A 16122-nucleotide genomic window follows, 5' to 3' on the forward strand; every position below is an offset into this window, starting at 1 on the left:
AGACTGAAACGTATAAAGCGAAGAAGCCGTGCTATTTGTATTGAAAGTAGCACGGCTTCTTCGCTTTATTTAAATAAACTATTCGCGGATAAGGATAGCGATCGTTAATTAGAACCTTTCCCTTAAGTACTCACCCGTGTAAGATTTTTTCTGCTTTATCAAATCTTCCGGGAGGCCTTCAAAAACCACATTACCGCCCCTGTCGCCGCCTTCGGGGCCAATGTCTATCACCCAGTCGGCACACTTGATTACGTCCATATTGTGTTCTATAACGATGATGGTGTTGCCATGCTCCAGCAACGCGTCGAATGATTTTAACAGCTTCTTGATGTCGGCAAAGTGCAGGCCTGTGGTTGGCTCATCAAAAATAAACATGGTTTTGCTGGTGTTGTTGCCTTTAACCAGGAATGATGCCAACTTGATCCGCTGCGCTTCGCCACCCGACAGGGTGTTTGATGATTGCCCCAACTGCACATACCCTAAGCCAACATCAACCAAAGGTTTTATTTTGTTGATGATCTTGGTTTCCTTGGCGAAAAATTCCAGCGCCTCGTCAATGGTCAGGTTCAATACTTCGGCTACATTCTTTTCATTGTAGGTAATATCCAATATATGCTGCTTAAAGCGGTTGCCGTTACAGGCCTCGCAGGTCAGGAATATATCGGCCATAAACTGCATCTCTATCTTTACCTCGCCTTCGCCCTGGCAAACATCGCAGCGGCCGCCCTCTACGTTAAAGGAGAAGGCTGATGGTTTCAATCCACCGGCTTTAGCTGCCGGTTGTGAGGCGAAAAGGTTGCGGATCTCATCCCATGCCTTAACATAAGTAACCGGGTTTGAGCGCGACGAACGGCCTATCGGGTTCTGGTCAACCAGTTCAACCTGTTCAATTTTGTTGTAATCGCCCTCAATGCCATCATAAGTACCGGTTTGTTCGCCACTGTAATTGCCCAGGGTTTTTTGCAGTGCCGGGTGCAGTATGCGTTTTACCAAACTGGTTTTACCCGAGCCTGATACACCCGTTACCACCGTTAATACCCCTAACGGGAATTTTGCGGTTACGTGTTTCAGATTATTTTCGCGGGCACCCTTTACGGTAATATGGTCGCTCCATTTACGGCGGTGTGCGGGGATGGCAATTTCTTCCCTGCCGCTCAGGTATTTTCCGGTAAGGCTGTTTTCATCCTTGATGATCTCGCTGTAATTGCCGCTGAAAACTAACTGGCCTCCATGAGTGCCGGCTTCGGGGCCAATGTCAATAATATGGTCGGCGGCTTTCATTACCTCCTCTTCGTGCTCAACCACCAATACGGTGTTGCCCACATCACGCAGTGATTTTAATACGCCGATCAAACGGTTGGTATCGCGGGGGTGCAGGCCGATGCTTGGTTCATCCAATACGTAAACCGAGCCCACCAAACTACTACCCAGCGAAGTTGCCAGGTTTATACGCTGCGACTCACCGCCCGAAAGCGTGTTGGATAAACGGTTAAGCGTTAGATAGCTCAAGCCCACATCGTTCAAAAAATTCAAGCGGTTGGTGATCTCGGTAAGCAGGCGACGGCCAATGGTTTCGTCGTGTTGAGATAGTTGCAGGTTGCTGAAAAACTGGTAGGCTGTATCCAGCGGCATCAACACAATATCGGTGATCGACTTACCATCAATCTTAACATACGATGCATCCTGGCGTAAGCGGCTACCCTTACATTCCGGACAAGTAGTTTTACCGCGGTAGCGCGAAAGCAACACTCGGTATTGTATCTTATAGGTTTGTTCCTCCAGTTCCTTAAAAAAAGCGTCAAGCCCCTGAAAGTGGTTATTGCCTTTCCAAAGCAGTTGCTGCTGTTCGGGCGTTAGCTGGTTGTACTGGCGATGGATCGGGAAATCAAATTTGATGGCGTTCTTTACCAAACGGTCATTCCACTCGCGCATTTTTTCGCCTCGCCATGGCGCAATGGCACCCTCGTAAACGGTTTTGCTTTTATCTGGGATAACCAGGTCCTCGTCAATGCCGATCACCTTGCCGTAGCCTTCGCATTTTTTGCAGGCACCGTAAGGGTTGTTAAAACTGAAAAAGTTTGGCGAAGGTTCTTCAAACCGAATCCCATCCAGCTCAAAGCGGTCGCAAAAAAAGCGTTCCTGCTCAGCATCTTCATCCGGCTGCTGCCAGCGTACAAAGCAATCGCCCTTGCCTTCAAAAAAGGCGGTTTGTATGCTATCGCCAAGGCGGCTTACCGTTTCATCTTCGTTATTTTTGGTTACGCGGTCAATTACTATCCGCACAACAAAATCTGCTGTTTCCGGCTCTGCTTTTTTGGCTTTACCTTTTTTAGGTTTCTCGTCAATTTCTTTATCGGCAGCGATGCTCTCATCCTCCAACAAAGCCTCAATACGAGCCAGTTTGCCATTGTACTCCACCCTTACAAAACCTTTTTGCAACAATACGGCAAGTTCTTCCTTCAGGCTGCGGTTGTTATGCGGATGCAGCGGAGCCAAAATGGTTACCTGTGTATCATCGGCCAAAGCCATAATAAAGTTGATCACATCGGTAACGCTGTCTTTTTTCACGATCTGCCCCGAAACAGGCGAATAAGTTTTGCCGATGCGCGAAAAAAGCAGTTTCAGGTAATCATATATTTCCGTTGAGGTGCCTACGGTGGAGCGCGGGTTGGAGGTGATCACCTTTTGCTCGATAGCGATAGCCGGGGCTATACCTTTAATATAATCCACATCGGGCTTGTTCATGCGGCCCAAAAACTGGCGGGCGTATGATGAAAGGCTTTCCACATAGCGGCGCTGCCCCTCGGCATAAAGCGTATCAAACGCCAGCGACGACTTGCCCGACCCTGACATGCCCGTAACCAATACCAGTTTGTTTTTAGGTATGGCAACATCGATATTTTTAAGGTTGTGCACACGTGCACCTTTTATGATGATATTTTGTTGAGCGTCTTTTTCGGCTTCGTTTATCATTAGCTGCTTATGGTCAATGGTCCATAGTCAATGGTGAAGATATGGCATAGACTATGGTCTATGGTCTATCGGCTATCGACTAAAATAAGAAAGTGCAAAAATCCTAAAATGTTTAGCAAAAAGCAAATGAATTGATGTATGTAAAAGTCATTTGTTTAACAAGCCAGTTTTGGATGTTTTTTATTTGGCTGATTAGTTTTGCAAGCAGCCATTATATAGGTATTGTTGGTTATTTATTCCTGATAAATAAGCTAATCACCAAAGGATTAAACAAAATACATCAATTGTTAAATATTGTTAAATGGCATAACCAAAGGCGTAATTAAAATAAATTTGCAATAAGGATGAAGAAAAGGAGTATCGGATTAATTATTGGCTTAATGGGTTTCGCGCTGCTGGGGGTAATGGCCATGCAATTTTATTTTTTGCGGCAATCATACCTTATGCAGTCCGAACTGTTTGATCAAACGGTGAACGAGGCGCTTAACAACGTAGCGCACAAGGTGGCCAAGCAGGATGCTATGAAGTTTTTAAATGCCAAGGCTAACGATAACGACCGGGTAGTGGCTATCAAGCAAAAGCAACTCACCATTACGCAAAACATTACGGCCCCTGCTCCTCAAAAAAATACTAAAAAGCTCAACCAAAAAAAACGTGCCCAACTGCGCGATAGCCTGAACAGGATGCGCCTGCGTAAAACGCAGGATGAACTGTTGCGGGATGCCTATAACTTTCGCATACGGGTAGAGGAGTATACCGATGAATATGGTGATGTGTATGGCCGTATGATACCCGAAGTGGTACGCCGGGATATTAAGCCAGAAAAGCGGCCAAAAAAACTGCAAAAGTATGATACGCTGCGTTATGTTTATCTTGATCCCCAGTTTGGCAAGCAGATCATCTCCGTACCCCGTGTAAACCCGTTGTGGCAGCAGGAGCAGGATCGTTTAAGAAAGGAGCAGCAGTTGGCTAAAATTAAACGCCTGCTTGAGGTTGACTCTTTACAAAGCCTGGCCGTAGCGCCGCAAACTCCGGAGGTTAAGAGTACATCAAAAACAACTGTTATTGAAAACCTGGCCGAGGAGTACAGCAAAACAAATGAGCCTCTTACCAAACGCGTAAGCAAGTTCTGGATAGATTCGCTGCTGCGTTTCGAGCTGCATAACAAAGGCATTTTTCTTCCTTTTAGTTATGAAGTGCTCACGGCCAATAACGATTCGCTGATATTTGCCAATGCCATGGATATGGGTAAGGCAACAAAACCAATTTTTGTAGCGGCTAATACCTACCAAACCCCGATTTTTAGCAACGAGATGGTGAATGATCCGGGTAAGATCAGGATCGCCTTCCCGCAAAAAAGCTCATTGATACTCGGCCGCATGGGGGCAAGCATGGCCACAACCGCGGGTTTGCTTTTTGTACTGGTATTTTGTTTTGGCTATACCATATTCTCTATACTGCGCCAAAAAAAGATCTCGGAGATGAAGATCGATTTTATCAATAACATGACGCATGAGTTTAAAACACCGGTATCAACCATCATGATAGCCAGCGAGGCACTAAAAGATGATGAAATGACCGGCGACAAGGCCCGTGTATCCCGCCTGGCTAATATTATTTATGAGGAAAATGTACGCCTGGGCAGCCATATTGAACGGGTGCTTAATATTGCCCGTTTAGAAAAGGATGATTTTAAACTCGATACCAAGCCGCTTGACGTTAACGAGATGGTAAGCCTGGTACTGGATAGCATGGCCCTAAAGCTGCAAAAGTGCGCTGCCGATGTAACGGTTAACCTGGATGCCGAGAAGCCGATGATTATTGCTGATGAACTGCATTTTTCAAACGTGTTATATAACCTGATTGACAATGCCATAAAATATAGCAGTAACGCGCCGGTTATTACTATCAGTACGCTTAACAAAAACGGCAGCATTATTATAAAAGTGGCCGATAAGGGCATTGGCATGGGCCGCGAGCAGCAGGCTAAAATATTTGAACAGTTTTACCGTATACCCACCGGTAATTTGCATGATGTTAAAGGCTTTGGTTTAGGCCTGAGTTACGTAAATTCAATAGTTAAAAAGCTGAATGGCACCATCAGCGTACGATCAGAAAGAGAAAAAGGCTCGGAGTTTGAGTTGAAATTTCCGTTAGCATAACATACCTTACCACCACAATGAAAAAAATATTGCTTGTTGAAGACGACCCTAACCTGGGTATGCTGTTACAGGATTACCTGCAACTGAAGGGAAAGTTTGATGTTGTGCTTTGTAAGGACGGCGAGGAAGGGCTGAAGGCGTTTACCAAAAGCAATTACGACCTGCTGATACTGGATGTGATGATGCCTAAAAAGGACGGCTTTACACTGGGTAAGGATATCCGGAAGATCAATCAGCATATACCCATTATTTTTGCTACCGCCAAAGGGATGATCGAGGATAAGACCGAAGCGTTTAACCTGGGTGGTGATGATTATATAACTAAGCCCTTTCGTATTGAGGAATTGCTGCTGCGCATAAACGCGCTGTTAAAACGATCAGAAAACAGTGAGAAGAAAACCGAAGAACAGCAAACGCAATTTAAAATAGGCCGGTATGATTTTGATTACAAGGCCCAGTTAATAGCGATAGGGGAGCATCAGCAAAAACTTTCAACCAAAGAGGCTGAATTGTTAAGGTTGCTGTGCCTGCGCAAAAATGAGGTGCTTACCCGAGAGGAAGCGCTGCTGCATATTTGGCATGACGATAATTATTTTAACGGCCGCAGTATGGATGTTTTTTTAAGCAAAATACGCAAGTACTTAAAAGATGATACCAACGTGGAGATCATTAACGTGCACGGCCGTGGCTATAAGCTACTTATCAACTAAGTGATTTAACAAAATATTTTTGTTTTGGTAACGTTTTTGTTATATTGCATATACAAAACGTGAAAATTTAATTGCCATGAAAATAATGAGGACGTATTACGACTATTATTTCGGCAGCCTCGATAAACTTTTTGAAAAGGTTTGCGCAGCCGGAGTTTACTAACAAAAAAAAGAGCCGCAATTAATTGCAGCTCTTTTTTTGTTATAGCGATGGTTGCTTATTCAACAACACTTACTTTAAGCATATTGGTTTTACCTTGAGTTACAATAGGCACTGATGCCGTATTGATAACAATATCGCCGCTTTGTACCAGGTTAAAGGTTTTAAGCGCTTTGTTTACATCACTGATGGTTAAGTCGGTGCTTTCTAACTGATCGTAGTAGAATGCCTTAACACCCCAAACAAGGCTCAATGAATTTAAAAGCTGTTTGTTTGATGTAAAGATAAAGGTAGGTGCTTTAGGGCGGTGGCTTGAAATTTCAAAAGCGGTGTAGCCCGAGGTTGTCATAGCAACAATACCGGCAGCCTCAGTTTGCTCGGCAAGGTAAACGGCCGAACCACAAATGGCATTGCTTAAAAAAGTGGGCTCCTGGTTATCAAGCTTGCCTTTTTTGCTATAGAACGGATAACCCAGCTCTTCAACATTACGGGCTATTTTAGCCATGGTTTCAATAACAATAACCGGGAATTCACCTACCGATGTTTCACCGCTAAGCATCACCGCGTCGGCACCGTCAAGTACGGAGTTGGCAACGTCATTCACCTCGGCACGGGTTGGGCGCGGGGTGGTTATCATTGATTCAAGCATCTGTGTAGCCACAATAACCGGTTTTGAAGCCGCGCGGCATTTGCTGGCGATCATTTTTTGCAGCAATGGCACTTGCTCCATCGGCATTTCAACACCAAGGTCACCACGGGCAACCATTACGGCATCGGTAACGGCAATAATTTCGTCGATGTTATCAATAGCCTCCGGTTTTTCAACCTTAGCTATGATACGTGCAGGGCTATTGCGTGAGTTAATTACACGGCGTGCGTGCAAAATATCTTCCGCTTCGCGCACAAATGAAAGGGCGATCCACTCGGCATCGTTATCAAGCGCGAAATGCAGGTTTGCAAGGTCTTCCTCAGTTAAGCTTGGGATAGAAACTTTGGTGTTTGGCAGGTTAACGCCTTTACGTGAAGTAAGTATGCCTCCGTGTACTACTTCGCAAATTACGGTATCAACGCGGTTGGTTTCAAGCACGCGCAATTGCAGTTTGCCATCATCCAACAAAATAATCTCATCAACTTTTACATCCTGCGGAAAAGTTTCGTAAGTAATGTAGATCTGATCATCATCGCCTATACACTCATGTGTGGTCATTTTAATTTTGGTACCGTTAACAAGGTGTATACCGCCATCCTTTACCAAACCGATACGGATTTTCGGGCCTTGTAAGTCGGCCAGAATAGCCACATTGGTTTTATATTGCTCGTTGATCTCGCGGATCAGGTCAATAGTTTTCTTGTGGTCTTCGGTTTTACCGTGCGAAAAATTCAGTCGGCAAACGTTAACGCCTGCCTTTATCATTGACAACAGTACGTCTTTTTGTGCCGATGCGGGGCCCATCGTGGCAACAATCTTTGTTCGGTTGTAGTTTAATTTCATATATGGGTTGATTTATTATATCGTTTATATACTCTATGGTGTTATTTGAACACGCACAAAAATCCGGCGCTAAAATAGTAGATTTTCACGGGATTTTAACTTTTTAGGGTCAATCTTTACGGCTGCTACAATTTCGGGTATTTTATTCAGTGCGGTTATAAGCGCGTCAAGGTCTTCGCTATCTATATAATTCTTTATCATTATAAAATAGTCGGTTTTGCGCATTTCGGGTATCAAATAACCCTCGGTGCCCTTATTGGCGATAAAATAAAAATCAGTTTCGCTGGCTTCCCAGCTATCCGTGTAGAGCGAAAAATAAGCAGGTTCTTTACCCGGATTAATGTCAACTTCAAGTTCATTTCCCTTGGTAAAATTAAAATTAAGGTGCTTATTTATAAGGTAGCAGGTGCGGTAATCCTTTAGTGAAGTGGTTACAGCAATCAGAACAAAATCCAGATCGATCTCAAACTTTAATATTTTCCTGTTCAAAATCATTACTTTTGCGGTGTAAATTTAGTAAATCAAACTGTTGAGTTAAAATTTTGTTATTCATATTGTGCAAAAGTTTTACATTTGATATTTAACAGAATTTATTTTTCTTTGCATCGAAAAAATTATTTAATCATTAAATTATTAAGACTATGTCTGATATCGCGTCAAGAGTAAAGGCTATTATTGTAGAAAAATTAGGTGTTGATGAAAGTGAAGTAACACCTGAAGCAAGCTTCACCAACGATCTTGGTGCCGACTCTTTAGATACCGTTGAACTGATCATGGAGTTTGAAAAAGAATTTAACGTAGCTATTCCTGACGATCAGGCAGAAACTATCGGCACAGTAGGTCAAGCTATAGCTTACCTTGAAAAAAACGTTAAATAAGCGCTCCCAAATCTGTTAAATGGAGTTTAAAAGAGTAGTAGTAACCGGGCTTGGAGCACTTACTCCGATTGGTAATAACGTTGCAGAGTACTGGAACGGGCTGATCAATGGAGTAAGTGGCGCTGCCTTGATAAAGGGTTTTGATGCCACGCATTTCAAAACTCAGTTTGCCTGCGAAGTTAAAGGCTTTGATGCCGATGCTTTTTTGGGCCGTAAAGACGCGCGTAAGCTCGACCCTTTTGTACAGTATGCACTTTTCTCAACCGAAGAAGCGGTTAAGGATGCCGAACTGAACTTTGAAAAACTGGATACCAACCGTATCGGTGTTATTTGGGGATCAGGCATTGGCGGCCTTAAAACTTTTTTAGACGAGGTTACCAACTTTGCAAAGGGCGACGGTACACCGCGCTTTAATCCGTTTTTCATCCCTAAGATGATAGCGGATATCGCACCCGGCCACATCTCAATAAAATACGGCTTGAGGGGTCCGAACTTCTCAACCGTATCAGCCTGTGCTTCATCAAATAACTCGCTTATTGATGCCTTTAATTACATCCGCCTGGGTAAGGCGAACATGTTTATAACCGGCGGATCTGAGGCGATTATTAACGAAGCCGGTATTGGGGGCTTTAACGCTATGCACGCACTCTCTACCCGTAATGATGATCCTGCAACCGCATCAAGGCCTTTTGACCTTGACCGCGACGGCTTTGTAGCCGGCGAAGGCGCAGGTACCATTATTTTGGAAGAGCTTGGGCATGCACTGGCACGCGGCGCTAAAATTTATGCTGAAATGGTAGGCGGCGGCATGAGTGCCGATGCATACCATATGACGGCCCCTCACCCTGAAGGTTTAGGTGCTGCCAGTGTAATGAAAGCCGCGCTTGAAGATGCAGGAATGACCCCGGCTGATATTGATTACGTAAACGTGCATGGCACATCAACCCCGATTGGTGACCCGCAGGAAGTTAAAGCCATAAAAGATACTTATGGCGATGATGTTTACCGTATCAACATCAGCTCAACCAAATCAATGACAGGGCACTTACTGGGTGCTGCCGGTGCTGTAGAGGCTATTGCTTCTATATTAGCGCTTAAAAATGGTATCATCCCGCCAACCATCAATCACTTTACTGATGACCCGGCGTTTGACCCTCGCATTAACTTTACTTTTAACACGGCTCAAAAACGCGAAGGCATGAGGGCGGTACAAAGTAATGGTTTTGGTTTTGGTGGCCACAATGCCTCTGTTATTTTTAAAAAGTACGAAGATTAAGTATTTTGAATGCCTATAAATCGGTTTTACAAGCTTTATCTATCGCCTAACAGAAAATACGTTAAAACACTAAAGAATTTGCTCGGCTTCGTGCCGGGCAATTTGTCTTTATACCGTATGGCTTTCCGGCATAAGTCGGTTGCGCAAAATGTTAAAACAGGCGTAAAGAACAGCAACGAACGTTTGGAGTTTTTGGGTGATGCTGTATTAGGTAGCGTTGTTGCCGAAGTACTATTTAAGCTATACCCATATAAGGACGAAGGTTTTTTAACTGAGCTGCGTTCAAAAATAGTTAGCCGTGTTAACCTTAACCAGTTAGGCCGTAAGCTTGGCTTTGAGCAATTGGTGGAGTATGATACCCGCATACTAAGCTCAGGCAGGCAAGGTTCACTGCTTGGTGATGCCTTTGAGGCACTTATAGGTGCCGTTTACCTGGACAAAGGCTATGAGTTTACCAAAGATTTCCTGATCAACCACATCATCAAATCGCATATTGATATTCATACGCTGGAGATGACGGAAACCAACTTCAAGAGTAAGTTGATTGAATGGTGCCAGCGCCATGGTAAGGATATCAGCTTTGACCTGATCGGTAACCAGGAAGGGGAGAGTACCAAGCTTTTTACCATACAAACCATTGTTGATGGCGAGCCGTTAGGGCTTGGTAAGGAGTTCAGTAAAAAGAATGCCGAGAAACTCTCTGCCGAAAAAGCCTGCGAAGCCCTGGGTATCTAATAACAGATCAACTAATTTCTTCTGGCCGTATCTGCGGGTTTAACCTGAAACGGATTAACCCTGAGTGGATTTTTATTAGCCTTGAAATATTCGTACTGGCGTTTGGTGTGTTTAACCAAATCGTAATCATTCCACACCCGTATATCCTCATACGCGGGCATATAGTAGTCAATAAAATCGCCTGCTTCTTTGTCGCCAATATTTAGTATACGTTTAACAAATGCCACATTATAACGCCGGTTGATCTCGTTTTGCTCCAGCTCGGCCTTAGTAAACCTGGCAAAGCGCCTTGCCCGGCCCGGTGTTTTACCAAACAGCTCGTACAGTCCGGTTAAAGGCGAAAATAATAAGGCCAGTGCCGGTGGTTTGCCATTATAATAGGTGCCCTGCGCGCGGTAATCACGCATAACTTCACTCAATTCCTGTTGTTTTGATGTCGCTTTTATTTTTACCTCATCCAGTTCAGTGCTGGTCATCAGGCGCATATAGATCACCATTTCCTTTTCGGCGCCTACCACATGGCGCAGGTCGGCAAATTCGCTTTTATCAAATAGCAACGTATCACCGGGATTAGCCTTAATGGTAAATATGCCCAAATCATCACTCATCATCACCGCGTTGGTTTTAAGGTTGGTTACCACTACCTGTGCCATGCGTGTGGAGGTGTTGTTACGGTAAACAATACCCTTCACGGTGTTTTGCTGTGCCTGGGCGCTGATGGCCAGCAGGCACAAAATGATATATGATAAGTGTTTTTTGATGCTCATTTACTGATATGTAGATGAACGTAAACTTACTGATAGTATTTTGTATGCAGATGCTAAAAAGTGTTAAAGCGGTTATTACCCGAAAAAGCATATCTTTGCGCATGATAAAATCCATGACAGGGTATGGAATAGCCAGCGTTGATTCCGGCGGTACAAAATATACCGTAGAGATCAAATCCCTGAACAGTAAATTCCTCGAACTATCATTACGGTTGCCAAAAATGTTTGCTGAAAAAGAGTTTCAGCTACGTAATGATTGCAGTAAAAGTGTTGAGCGTGGCAAGGTAAACCTGAGCATAAACGTTGAGCAAACCTCTTCGGCGGTTAAAGCGGCCGGTATTGATAACGAATTGTTAAAGCATTATTACCAGCAATTAAAAGCGGTGAGTAACGAGTTGGGTGAGCCAGCCGGTAACTTGCTGCAGTTAGCCCTTACTTTGCCCGAAGTTGTAAAATATAGCGAAGAAACCGTATCTGAAGAGGAATGGAAAACGGTTGAAAAAGCTTTGAAACAGGCTTTAGATGGTTTTCATCAGTTTCGTAAAGACGAAGGCCGTGTACTTGAAAAAGATATTAAACAACGTTTAGGTATTATACTTGATAACCTGGATGCTGTTGCGGCAGAAGATCCAAAACGTGTACCTGTTATTCGCGAACGCTTAAACCAGTTTTTAGCGGATGCGGCGGGTGTAGAAATTATAGACAGAAACCGCTTTGAGCAGGAACTGATCTATTATATTGATAAGCTCGACATCACCGAAGAAAAAACAAGGTTAAAAAGCCATTGCGATTATTTTTTGGAAACCCTGGCGGCTGATGATGCAAGCGGTAAAAAGCTCGGCTTTATAACCCAGGAGATAGGCCGCGAGATAAATACCATTGGTTCAAAAGCCAATGATGCCAACATACAGAAACTGGTAGTTGGTATGAAAGAAGAGCTCGAAAAGATTAAAGAACAGTTACTCAATATTTTATAGTCATTAGAGCATCAGGCATTAGTCATTGGTAAATGTTATCCAATGTTTCCCAATAACTAATGACAAATGACCACTGACCAAGTGACCACATGGAAGGTAAACTCATTATATTCTCCGCACCATCCGGAGCAGGTAAAACTACTATAGTACAGCATTTGCTGGGTAAAATGCCCGAACTGGAGTTTTCTATTTCGGCCACCACCAGGCAGCCCCGTGGTACTGAAACGCATGGCGAAGATTACTACTTTATCAGCAAAGAGGAGTTTTTACACCTTATTGCCAAAAAGTATTTTGTAGAGTTTGAAGAGGTTTATACCGGCACGTTTTATGGTACGCTGCGTACCGAAATAGAGCGGATATGGAGCAAAGGCAAAACCGTAATATTTGATATTGACGTGGAAGGCGGCCTTCACCTTAAACGTAAGTATGCCGAGCAGGCGTTGGCCATATTTGTACAGCCGCCATCAATGGAAGTCCTTAAACAACGCCTTAGCGGGCGCGGTACCGATAGCCAGGAAAAACTGAACGAGCGCTTTGCCAAAGCGGAAAAAGAATTGAGCTACGCGCCAAAATTTGATGTTATCCTAAAAAATTACGATCTTAATACAGCTTGTGCCGAGGCAGAAGAACTGGTGAGAAATTTTATTAACCCCTAACCCCTAAAGGGGAATAATATCTGGGGCCTAACTCAACTGAAAACTGAAAAACTGATGAAGATAGGCTTGTTATTTGGTTCATTTAACCCTGTACATATAGGGCACCTAATTATAGCCAATTATATGGCCAATCATACTAACCTGGATAAGGTATGGTTAGTGGTGTCGCCGCAAAATCCGCTTAAAAAATACGGGGACCTGATCAATATGTACGACAGGCTGGAGATGGCTAAGCTGGCTACTGACAATTCTAATTCAATTGAAGTGAACGATGTGGAGTTGCGCTTGCCGCAACCATCCTATACTATTGATACATTAACTCATTTAAAAGAAAAATATCCGCAGCATGAGTTCGCGCTAATTATGGGGTCGGATAATTTGATCTCGCTGCCCAAGTGGAAAAACTACAAGCTCATCCTTCGGGATTACCGGGTTTATGTTTATCCAAGGCCGGGTTATGAAAATGCCGAACTGGCATCGCATCCCTCCGTAACCATCACCATGACTCCCTTAATGGAACTTTCAGCAACCTTTATCCGTAAATCCATCGCCGAAAAAAAGAACGTGCAGTATTTTGTACCGGATGCTGTGCTGGAGTTTATCCGTAATAAAAACTTATATAGCTAATCAGGCTAACCGGCATTTAAGTTGCCAATCATACATATATAAAAACAAAAAGCCCATCGCTTTAAACGACGGGCTTTGCTATTATAGTGGAACTAATTACTTAGATTCCTCTTCGGTTGTTTTATCCTGACTTTTTTTATCGATGATCTTGATCTGGTCGGCTTCCTTGTCATAATCCACTTCCATCACATCGCCATCATTCAGTTCGCCTTTCAGAATTTCCTCAGCAATCGGATCTTCCAGATATTTCTGAATAGCACGTTTAAGCGGACGTGCACCAAACTGCGAGTCGTAACCTTTTTCGGCGATAAACTCTTTGGCGTTATCGGTAAGCTCAATTTTATAGCCTAAGCTGTTAACACGGCTAAACAGGTGGGCCAACTCGATGTCGATAATTTTGAATATCTCGTCTTTACCCAGTGAATTGAACACGATCACGTCATCAATACGGTTCAAAAACTCCGGCGCGAAAGCACGTTTCAGCGCGTTCTCTATCACACCTCTTGAATGTGCTTCGGCCTGAATAGTTTTGGCAGCGGTAGTAAAGCCTACACCCTGGCCAAAGTCCTTCAACTGGCGTGCACCAATGTTCGAGGTCATGATGATGATGGTATTCCTGAAGTCAACCTTACGGCCTAATGAGTCGGTTAGCTGGCCTTCATCCAACACCTGTAACAGGATGTTAAATACGTCAGGGTGTGCTTTCTCGATCTCGTCAAGCAATACAACCGCGTATGGTTTACGGCGTACCTTTTCAGTTAACTGTCCGCCTTCTTCATAACCCACATAGCCCGGAGGCGCTCCAACTAAGCGTGATACCGCGAATTTCTCCATGTACTCGCTCATATCAATTTGTATCAGCGCGTCCTCAGTATCAAACATAAATCGGGCAAGTTCCTTAGCCAGCTCGGTTTTACCAACGCCGGTAGGGCCTAAAAAGATGAATGAACCAATTGGTTTCTTCGGATCTTTCAACCCTGCGCGGGTACGTTGTATGGCACGTGTAAGTTTCTTGATCGCGTCTTCCTGGCCAATAATTTTACCGGAGATGGTATTACTCATGGCAAGCAGCTTGGCACTGTCAGCCTGGCCAACCTTTTGTACCGGTATACCGGTCATCATGGCTACTACCTCGGCAACATTATCTTCGCTAACGGTGTAGCGTTTTGATTTTGTTTCGGCTTCCCAAACTGATTTTGCTTGGTCAAGTTCTTCCAGCAAATGCTTTTCAGTATCACGTAGTTTAGCTGCTTCCTCATACTTCTGGCTGCGAACTACCTTATTTTTCTCGATCTTGATTTGCTCTATCTTTTGCTCAATATCCAGTATGTTTTGTGGTACGTGGATGTTGGTTAAGTGCACTCGTGAACCCGATTCGTCCAGCGCGTCAATCGCCTTATCAGGTAAAAACCTGTCGGTAATATAGCGGGTGGTCAGGTTAACGCAGGCTTCGATAGCCTCAGGAGTATAAGTTACACCGTGGTGCTCTTCATATTTCTCCTTAATACGGTTCAATATCTCAATGGTTTCATCAGGCGTAGCCGGTTCAACCATTACTTTTTGAAAACGGCGATCCAATGCGCCATCTTTTTCAATATACTGGCGATACTCATCCAGCGTGGTCGCGCCGATGCATTGTATCTCACCCCTGGCCAAAGCCGGTTTAAACATGTTTGAGGCATCCAATGAGCCTGAGGCACCACCGGCACCCACTATGGTGTGGATCTCGTCAATGAAAAGGATCACATCCGGAGATTTTTCAAGCTCGTTCATTACGGCTTTCATGCGCTCCTCAAACTGGCCGCGGTATTTGGTACCTGCCACCAGTGATGCCAGGTCAAGCGTAACCACGCGTTTGTTAAACAGTACGCGCGATACTTTGCGCTGTACAATACGCAGTGCCAACCCCTCGGCAATGGCTGATTTACCCACGCCCGGTTCACCTATCAAAATAGGATTGTTCTTTTTACGGCGAGACAGGATCTGTGATACACGCTCAATCTCTTTTTCACGGCCTACGATAGGATCTAAGCGGCCCTCTTCGGCAGCCTTGGTCAGGTCGCGGCCAAAATTGTCAAGTACCGGGGTTTTTGATTTAATGTCAGATACTTTTTTAGGCTGGCTGAATGATTCTTCATCCTTAAAGTCGTCATCGCCACCTGTTGATGAGCCCGGCATTTCGTCGGTAATGTCATTTTTGTGCGATTCAACCGCCGCTTTAAACACCTCGTAGTTAACGTTGAACTGCGACAGTATCTGCGAGGCAATATTATCCTCATCACGAAGAATTGAAAGTAACAGGTGCTCTGTACCTATTACATCGCTTTTAAATATTTTAGCTTCGAGGTAAGTTATCTTCAATACCTTTTCTGCTTGTTTGGTCAGCGGTATGCTGCCAATGTTTACGTTTGTTCCGGTGGTGCCTTTAACAGCATCTTCAACAGCACGGCGTAGTTTAGCGGTGTCAACGCTGAAACCTCTAAGCAATTTTATTGCTACCCCGTCACCATCGCGAATTAAACCTAATAAAAGATGCTCCGTACCAATATAATCATGCCCGAGGCGAATGGCCTCCTCTCTGCTATATTGTATCACATCCTTAACGCGCGGCGAAAATTTAGCTTCCATTATATACCTTTCTTATGAGTGAACGTCCCTAATTCTCAACTCGCATTAATACTTAAAGACGTGATTTAATTACATTTTATC

The 16122-nt window shown here is 44.1% G+C and carries 13 protein-coding genes; 8 read left to right on the forward strand and 5 right to left on the reverse strand.

The annotated features are described in order from the left end of the window. Positions 1-108: 108 nt before the first annotated feature. Positions 109-2973 carry an excinuclease ABC subunit UvrA gene (gene uvrA, locus AC3WJC_RS00540; protein WP_492397115.1) on the reverse strand — a complete coding sequence of 955 codons (2865 nt, stop codon included), beginning with the start codon at positions 2971-2973 and terminating at the stop codon, positions 109-111. Positions 2974-3317: 344 nt separating this feature from the next. On the opposite strand from uvrA, the gene AC3WJC_RS00545 reads away from it, so the two are divergent. Together AC3WJC_RS00545 and AC3WJC_RS00550 are read left to right on the forward strand one after the other, a co-directional pair. After that, positions 3318-5135 (forward strand): sensor histidine kinase, encoded by a 1818-nt coding sequence (locus AC3WJC_RS00545; protein ID WP_492397116.1) that lies wholly within the window; start codon positions 3318-3320, stop codon positions 5133-5135. Positions 5136-5152: 17 nt separating this feature from the next. Then, on the forward strand, positions 5153-5845 hold the full coding sequence (locus tag AC3WJC_RS00550) for a response regulator transcription factor (RefSeq protein WP_492397117.1): 693 nt from the start codon (positions 5153-5155) through the stop codon (positions 5843-5845). A 218-nt stretch (positions 5846-6063) separates the two neighbouring features. Here the strand turns inward: AC3WJC_RS00550 and pyk are convergent, their stop codons facing one another. Then, complete coding sequence (gene pyk, locus AC3WJC_RS00555) at positions 6064-7497, reverse strand: pyruvate kinase (protein WP_492397118.1); 1434 nt, start codon at positions 7495-7497, stop codon at positions 6064-6066. 69 nt (positions 7498-7566) lie between these two features. Further along, positions 7567-7992 (reverse strand): IPExxxVDY family protein, encoded by a 426-nt coding sequence (locus AC3WJC_RS00560; protein WP_492397119.1) that lies wholly within the window; start codon positions 7990-7992, stop codon positions 7567-7569. A gap of 146 nt (positions 7993-8138) precedes the next feature. Between AC3WJC_RS00560 and AC3WJC_RS00565 the strand changes: the two genes are divergently transcribed. Genes AC3WJC_RS00565 through rnc form a run of 3 tightly spaced genes read left to right on the forward strand, consistent with a single transcriptional unit; the run spans position 8139 to position 10386 of the window. Then, on the forward strand, positions 8139-8375 hold the full coding sequence (locus AC3WJC_RS00565; protein WP_008508386.1) for an acyl carrier protein: 237 nt from the start codon (positions 8139-8141) through the stop codon (positions 8373-8375). A gap of 19 nt (positions 8376-8394) precedes the next feature. Continuing rightward, positions 8395-9651 carry a beta-ketoacyl-ACP synthase II gene (gene fabF / locus AC3WJC_RS00570; RefSeq protein ID WP_492397120.1) on the forward strand — a complete coding sequence of 419 codons (1257 nt, stop codon included), beginning with the start codon at positions 8395-8397 and terminating at the stop codon, positions 9649-9651. Between the two features lie 9 nt (positions 9652-9660). Further along, positions 9661-10386, forward strand: a complete 726-nt coding sequence (gene rnc / locus AC3WJC_RS00575) for a ribonuclease III (RefSeq protein WP_492397121.1) — start codon at positions 9661-9663, stop codon at positions 10384-10386. Positions 10387-10397: 11 nt separating this feature from the next. On the opposite strand, the gene AC3WJC_RS00580 is transcribed toward rnc, so the two are convergent. Then, positions 10398-11153, reverse strand: a complete 756-nt coding sequence (locus tag AC3WJC_RS00580; protein ID WP_492397122.1) for a hypothetical protein — start codon at positions 11151-11153, stop codon at positions 10398-10400. Positions 11154-11266: 113 nt separating this feature from the next. On the opposite strand from AC3WJC_RS00580, the gene AC3WJC_RS00585 reads away from it, so the two are divergent. The 3 genes from AC3WJC_RS00585 (at position 11267) to nadD (ending at position 13413) form a co-directional block, all read left to right on the forward strand. Next, the gene (locus AC3WJC_RS00585) at positions 11267-12130 is read left to right on the forward strand and encodes a YicC/YloC family endoribonuclease (RefSeq protein ID WP_492398977.1); all 864 of its coding nucleotides are present in this window, start codon (positions 11267-11269) and stop codon (positions 12128-12130) included. A gap of 89 nt (positions 12131-12219) precedes the next feature. After that, entirely contained in the window at positions 12220-12786 is a 567-nt protein-coding gene (gmk, locus tag AC3WJC_RS00590) for a guanylate kinase (RefSeq protein ID WP_492397123.1), read from the forward strand. A 54-nt stretch (positions 12787-12840) separates the two neighbouring features. Continuing rightward, the gene (gene nadD, locus AC3WJC_RS00595) at positions 12841-13413 is read left to right on the forward strand and encodes a nicotinate (nicotinamide) nucleotide adenylyltransferase (RefSeq protein WP_492397124.1); all 573 of its coding nucleotides are present in this window, start codon (positions 12841-12843) and stop codon (positions 13411-13413) included. A gap of 96 nt (positions 13414-13509) precedes the next feature. Here the strand turns inward: nadD and AC3WJC_RS00600 are convergent, their stop codons facing one another. Then, positions 13510-16041, reverse strand: coding sequence for an ATP-dependent Clp protease ATP-binding subunit (locus AC3WJC_RS00600; RefSeq protein ID WP_492397125.1), 2532 nt, complete (start codon positions 16039-16041; stop codon positions 13510-13512). Between the last annotated feature and the right edge of the window lie 81 nt (positions 16042-16122).

Source organism: Mucilaginibacter sp. FW306-07-L (genome assembly GCF_058782065.1).

Excerpts from the sequence above, each read along its gene's own strand:
- AC3WJC_RS00565 (WP_008508386.1), top strand. The coding sequence starts at position 8,139 with ATGTCTGATATCGCGTCAAGAGTAAAGGCTATTATTGTAGAAAAATTA.
- pyk (WP_492397118.1), bottom strand. The coding sequence starts at position 7,497 with ATGAAATTAAACTACAACCGAACAAAGATTGTTGCCACGATGGGCCCC.
- AC3WJC_RS00550 (WP_492397117.1), top strand. The coding sequence starts at position 5,153 with ATGAAAAAAATATTGCTTGTTGAAGACGACCCTAACCTGGGTATGCTG.
- uvrA (WP_492397115.1), bottom strand. The coding sequence starts at position 2,973 with ATGATAAACGAAGCCGAAAAAGACGCTCAACAAAATATCATCATAAAA.
- gmk (WP_492397123.1), top strand. The coding sequence starts at position 12,220 with ATGGAAGGTAAACTCATTATATTCTCCGCACCATCCGGAGCAGGTAAA.
- AC3WJC_RS00600 (WP_492397125.1), bottom strand. The coding sequence starts at position 16,041 with ATGGAAGCTAAATTTTCGCCGCGCGTTAAGGATGTGATACAATATAGC.
- AC3WJC_RS00545 (WP_492397116.1), top strand. The coding sequence starts at position 3,318 with ATGAAGAAAAGGAGTATCGGATTAATTATTGGCTTAATGGGTTTCGCG.
- nadD (WP_492397124.1), top strand. The coding sequence starts at position 12,841 with ATGAAGATAGGCTTGTTATTTGGTTCATTTAACCCTGTACATATAGGG.
- AC3WJC_RS00560 (WP_492397119.1), bottom strand. The coding sequence starts at position 7,992 with ATGATTTTGAACAGGAAAATATTAAAGTTTGAGATCGATCTGGATTTT.
- AC3WJC_RS00585 (WP_492398977.1), top strand. The coding sequence starts at position 11,267 with ATGACAGGGTATGGAATAGCCAGCGTTGATTCCGGCGGTACAAAATAT.
- rnc (WP_492397121.1), top strand. The coding sequence starts at position 9,661 with ATGCCTATAAATCGGTTTTACAAGCTTTATCTATCGCCTAACAGAAAA.
- AC3WJC_RS00580 (WP_492397122.1), bottom strand. The coding sequence starts at position 11,153 with ATGAGCATCAAAAAACACTTATCATATATCATTTTGTGCCTGCTGGCC.
- fabF (WP_492397120.1), top strand. The coding sequence starts at position 8,395 with ATGGAGTTTAAAAGAGTAGTAGTAACCGGGCTTGGAGCACTTACTCCG.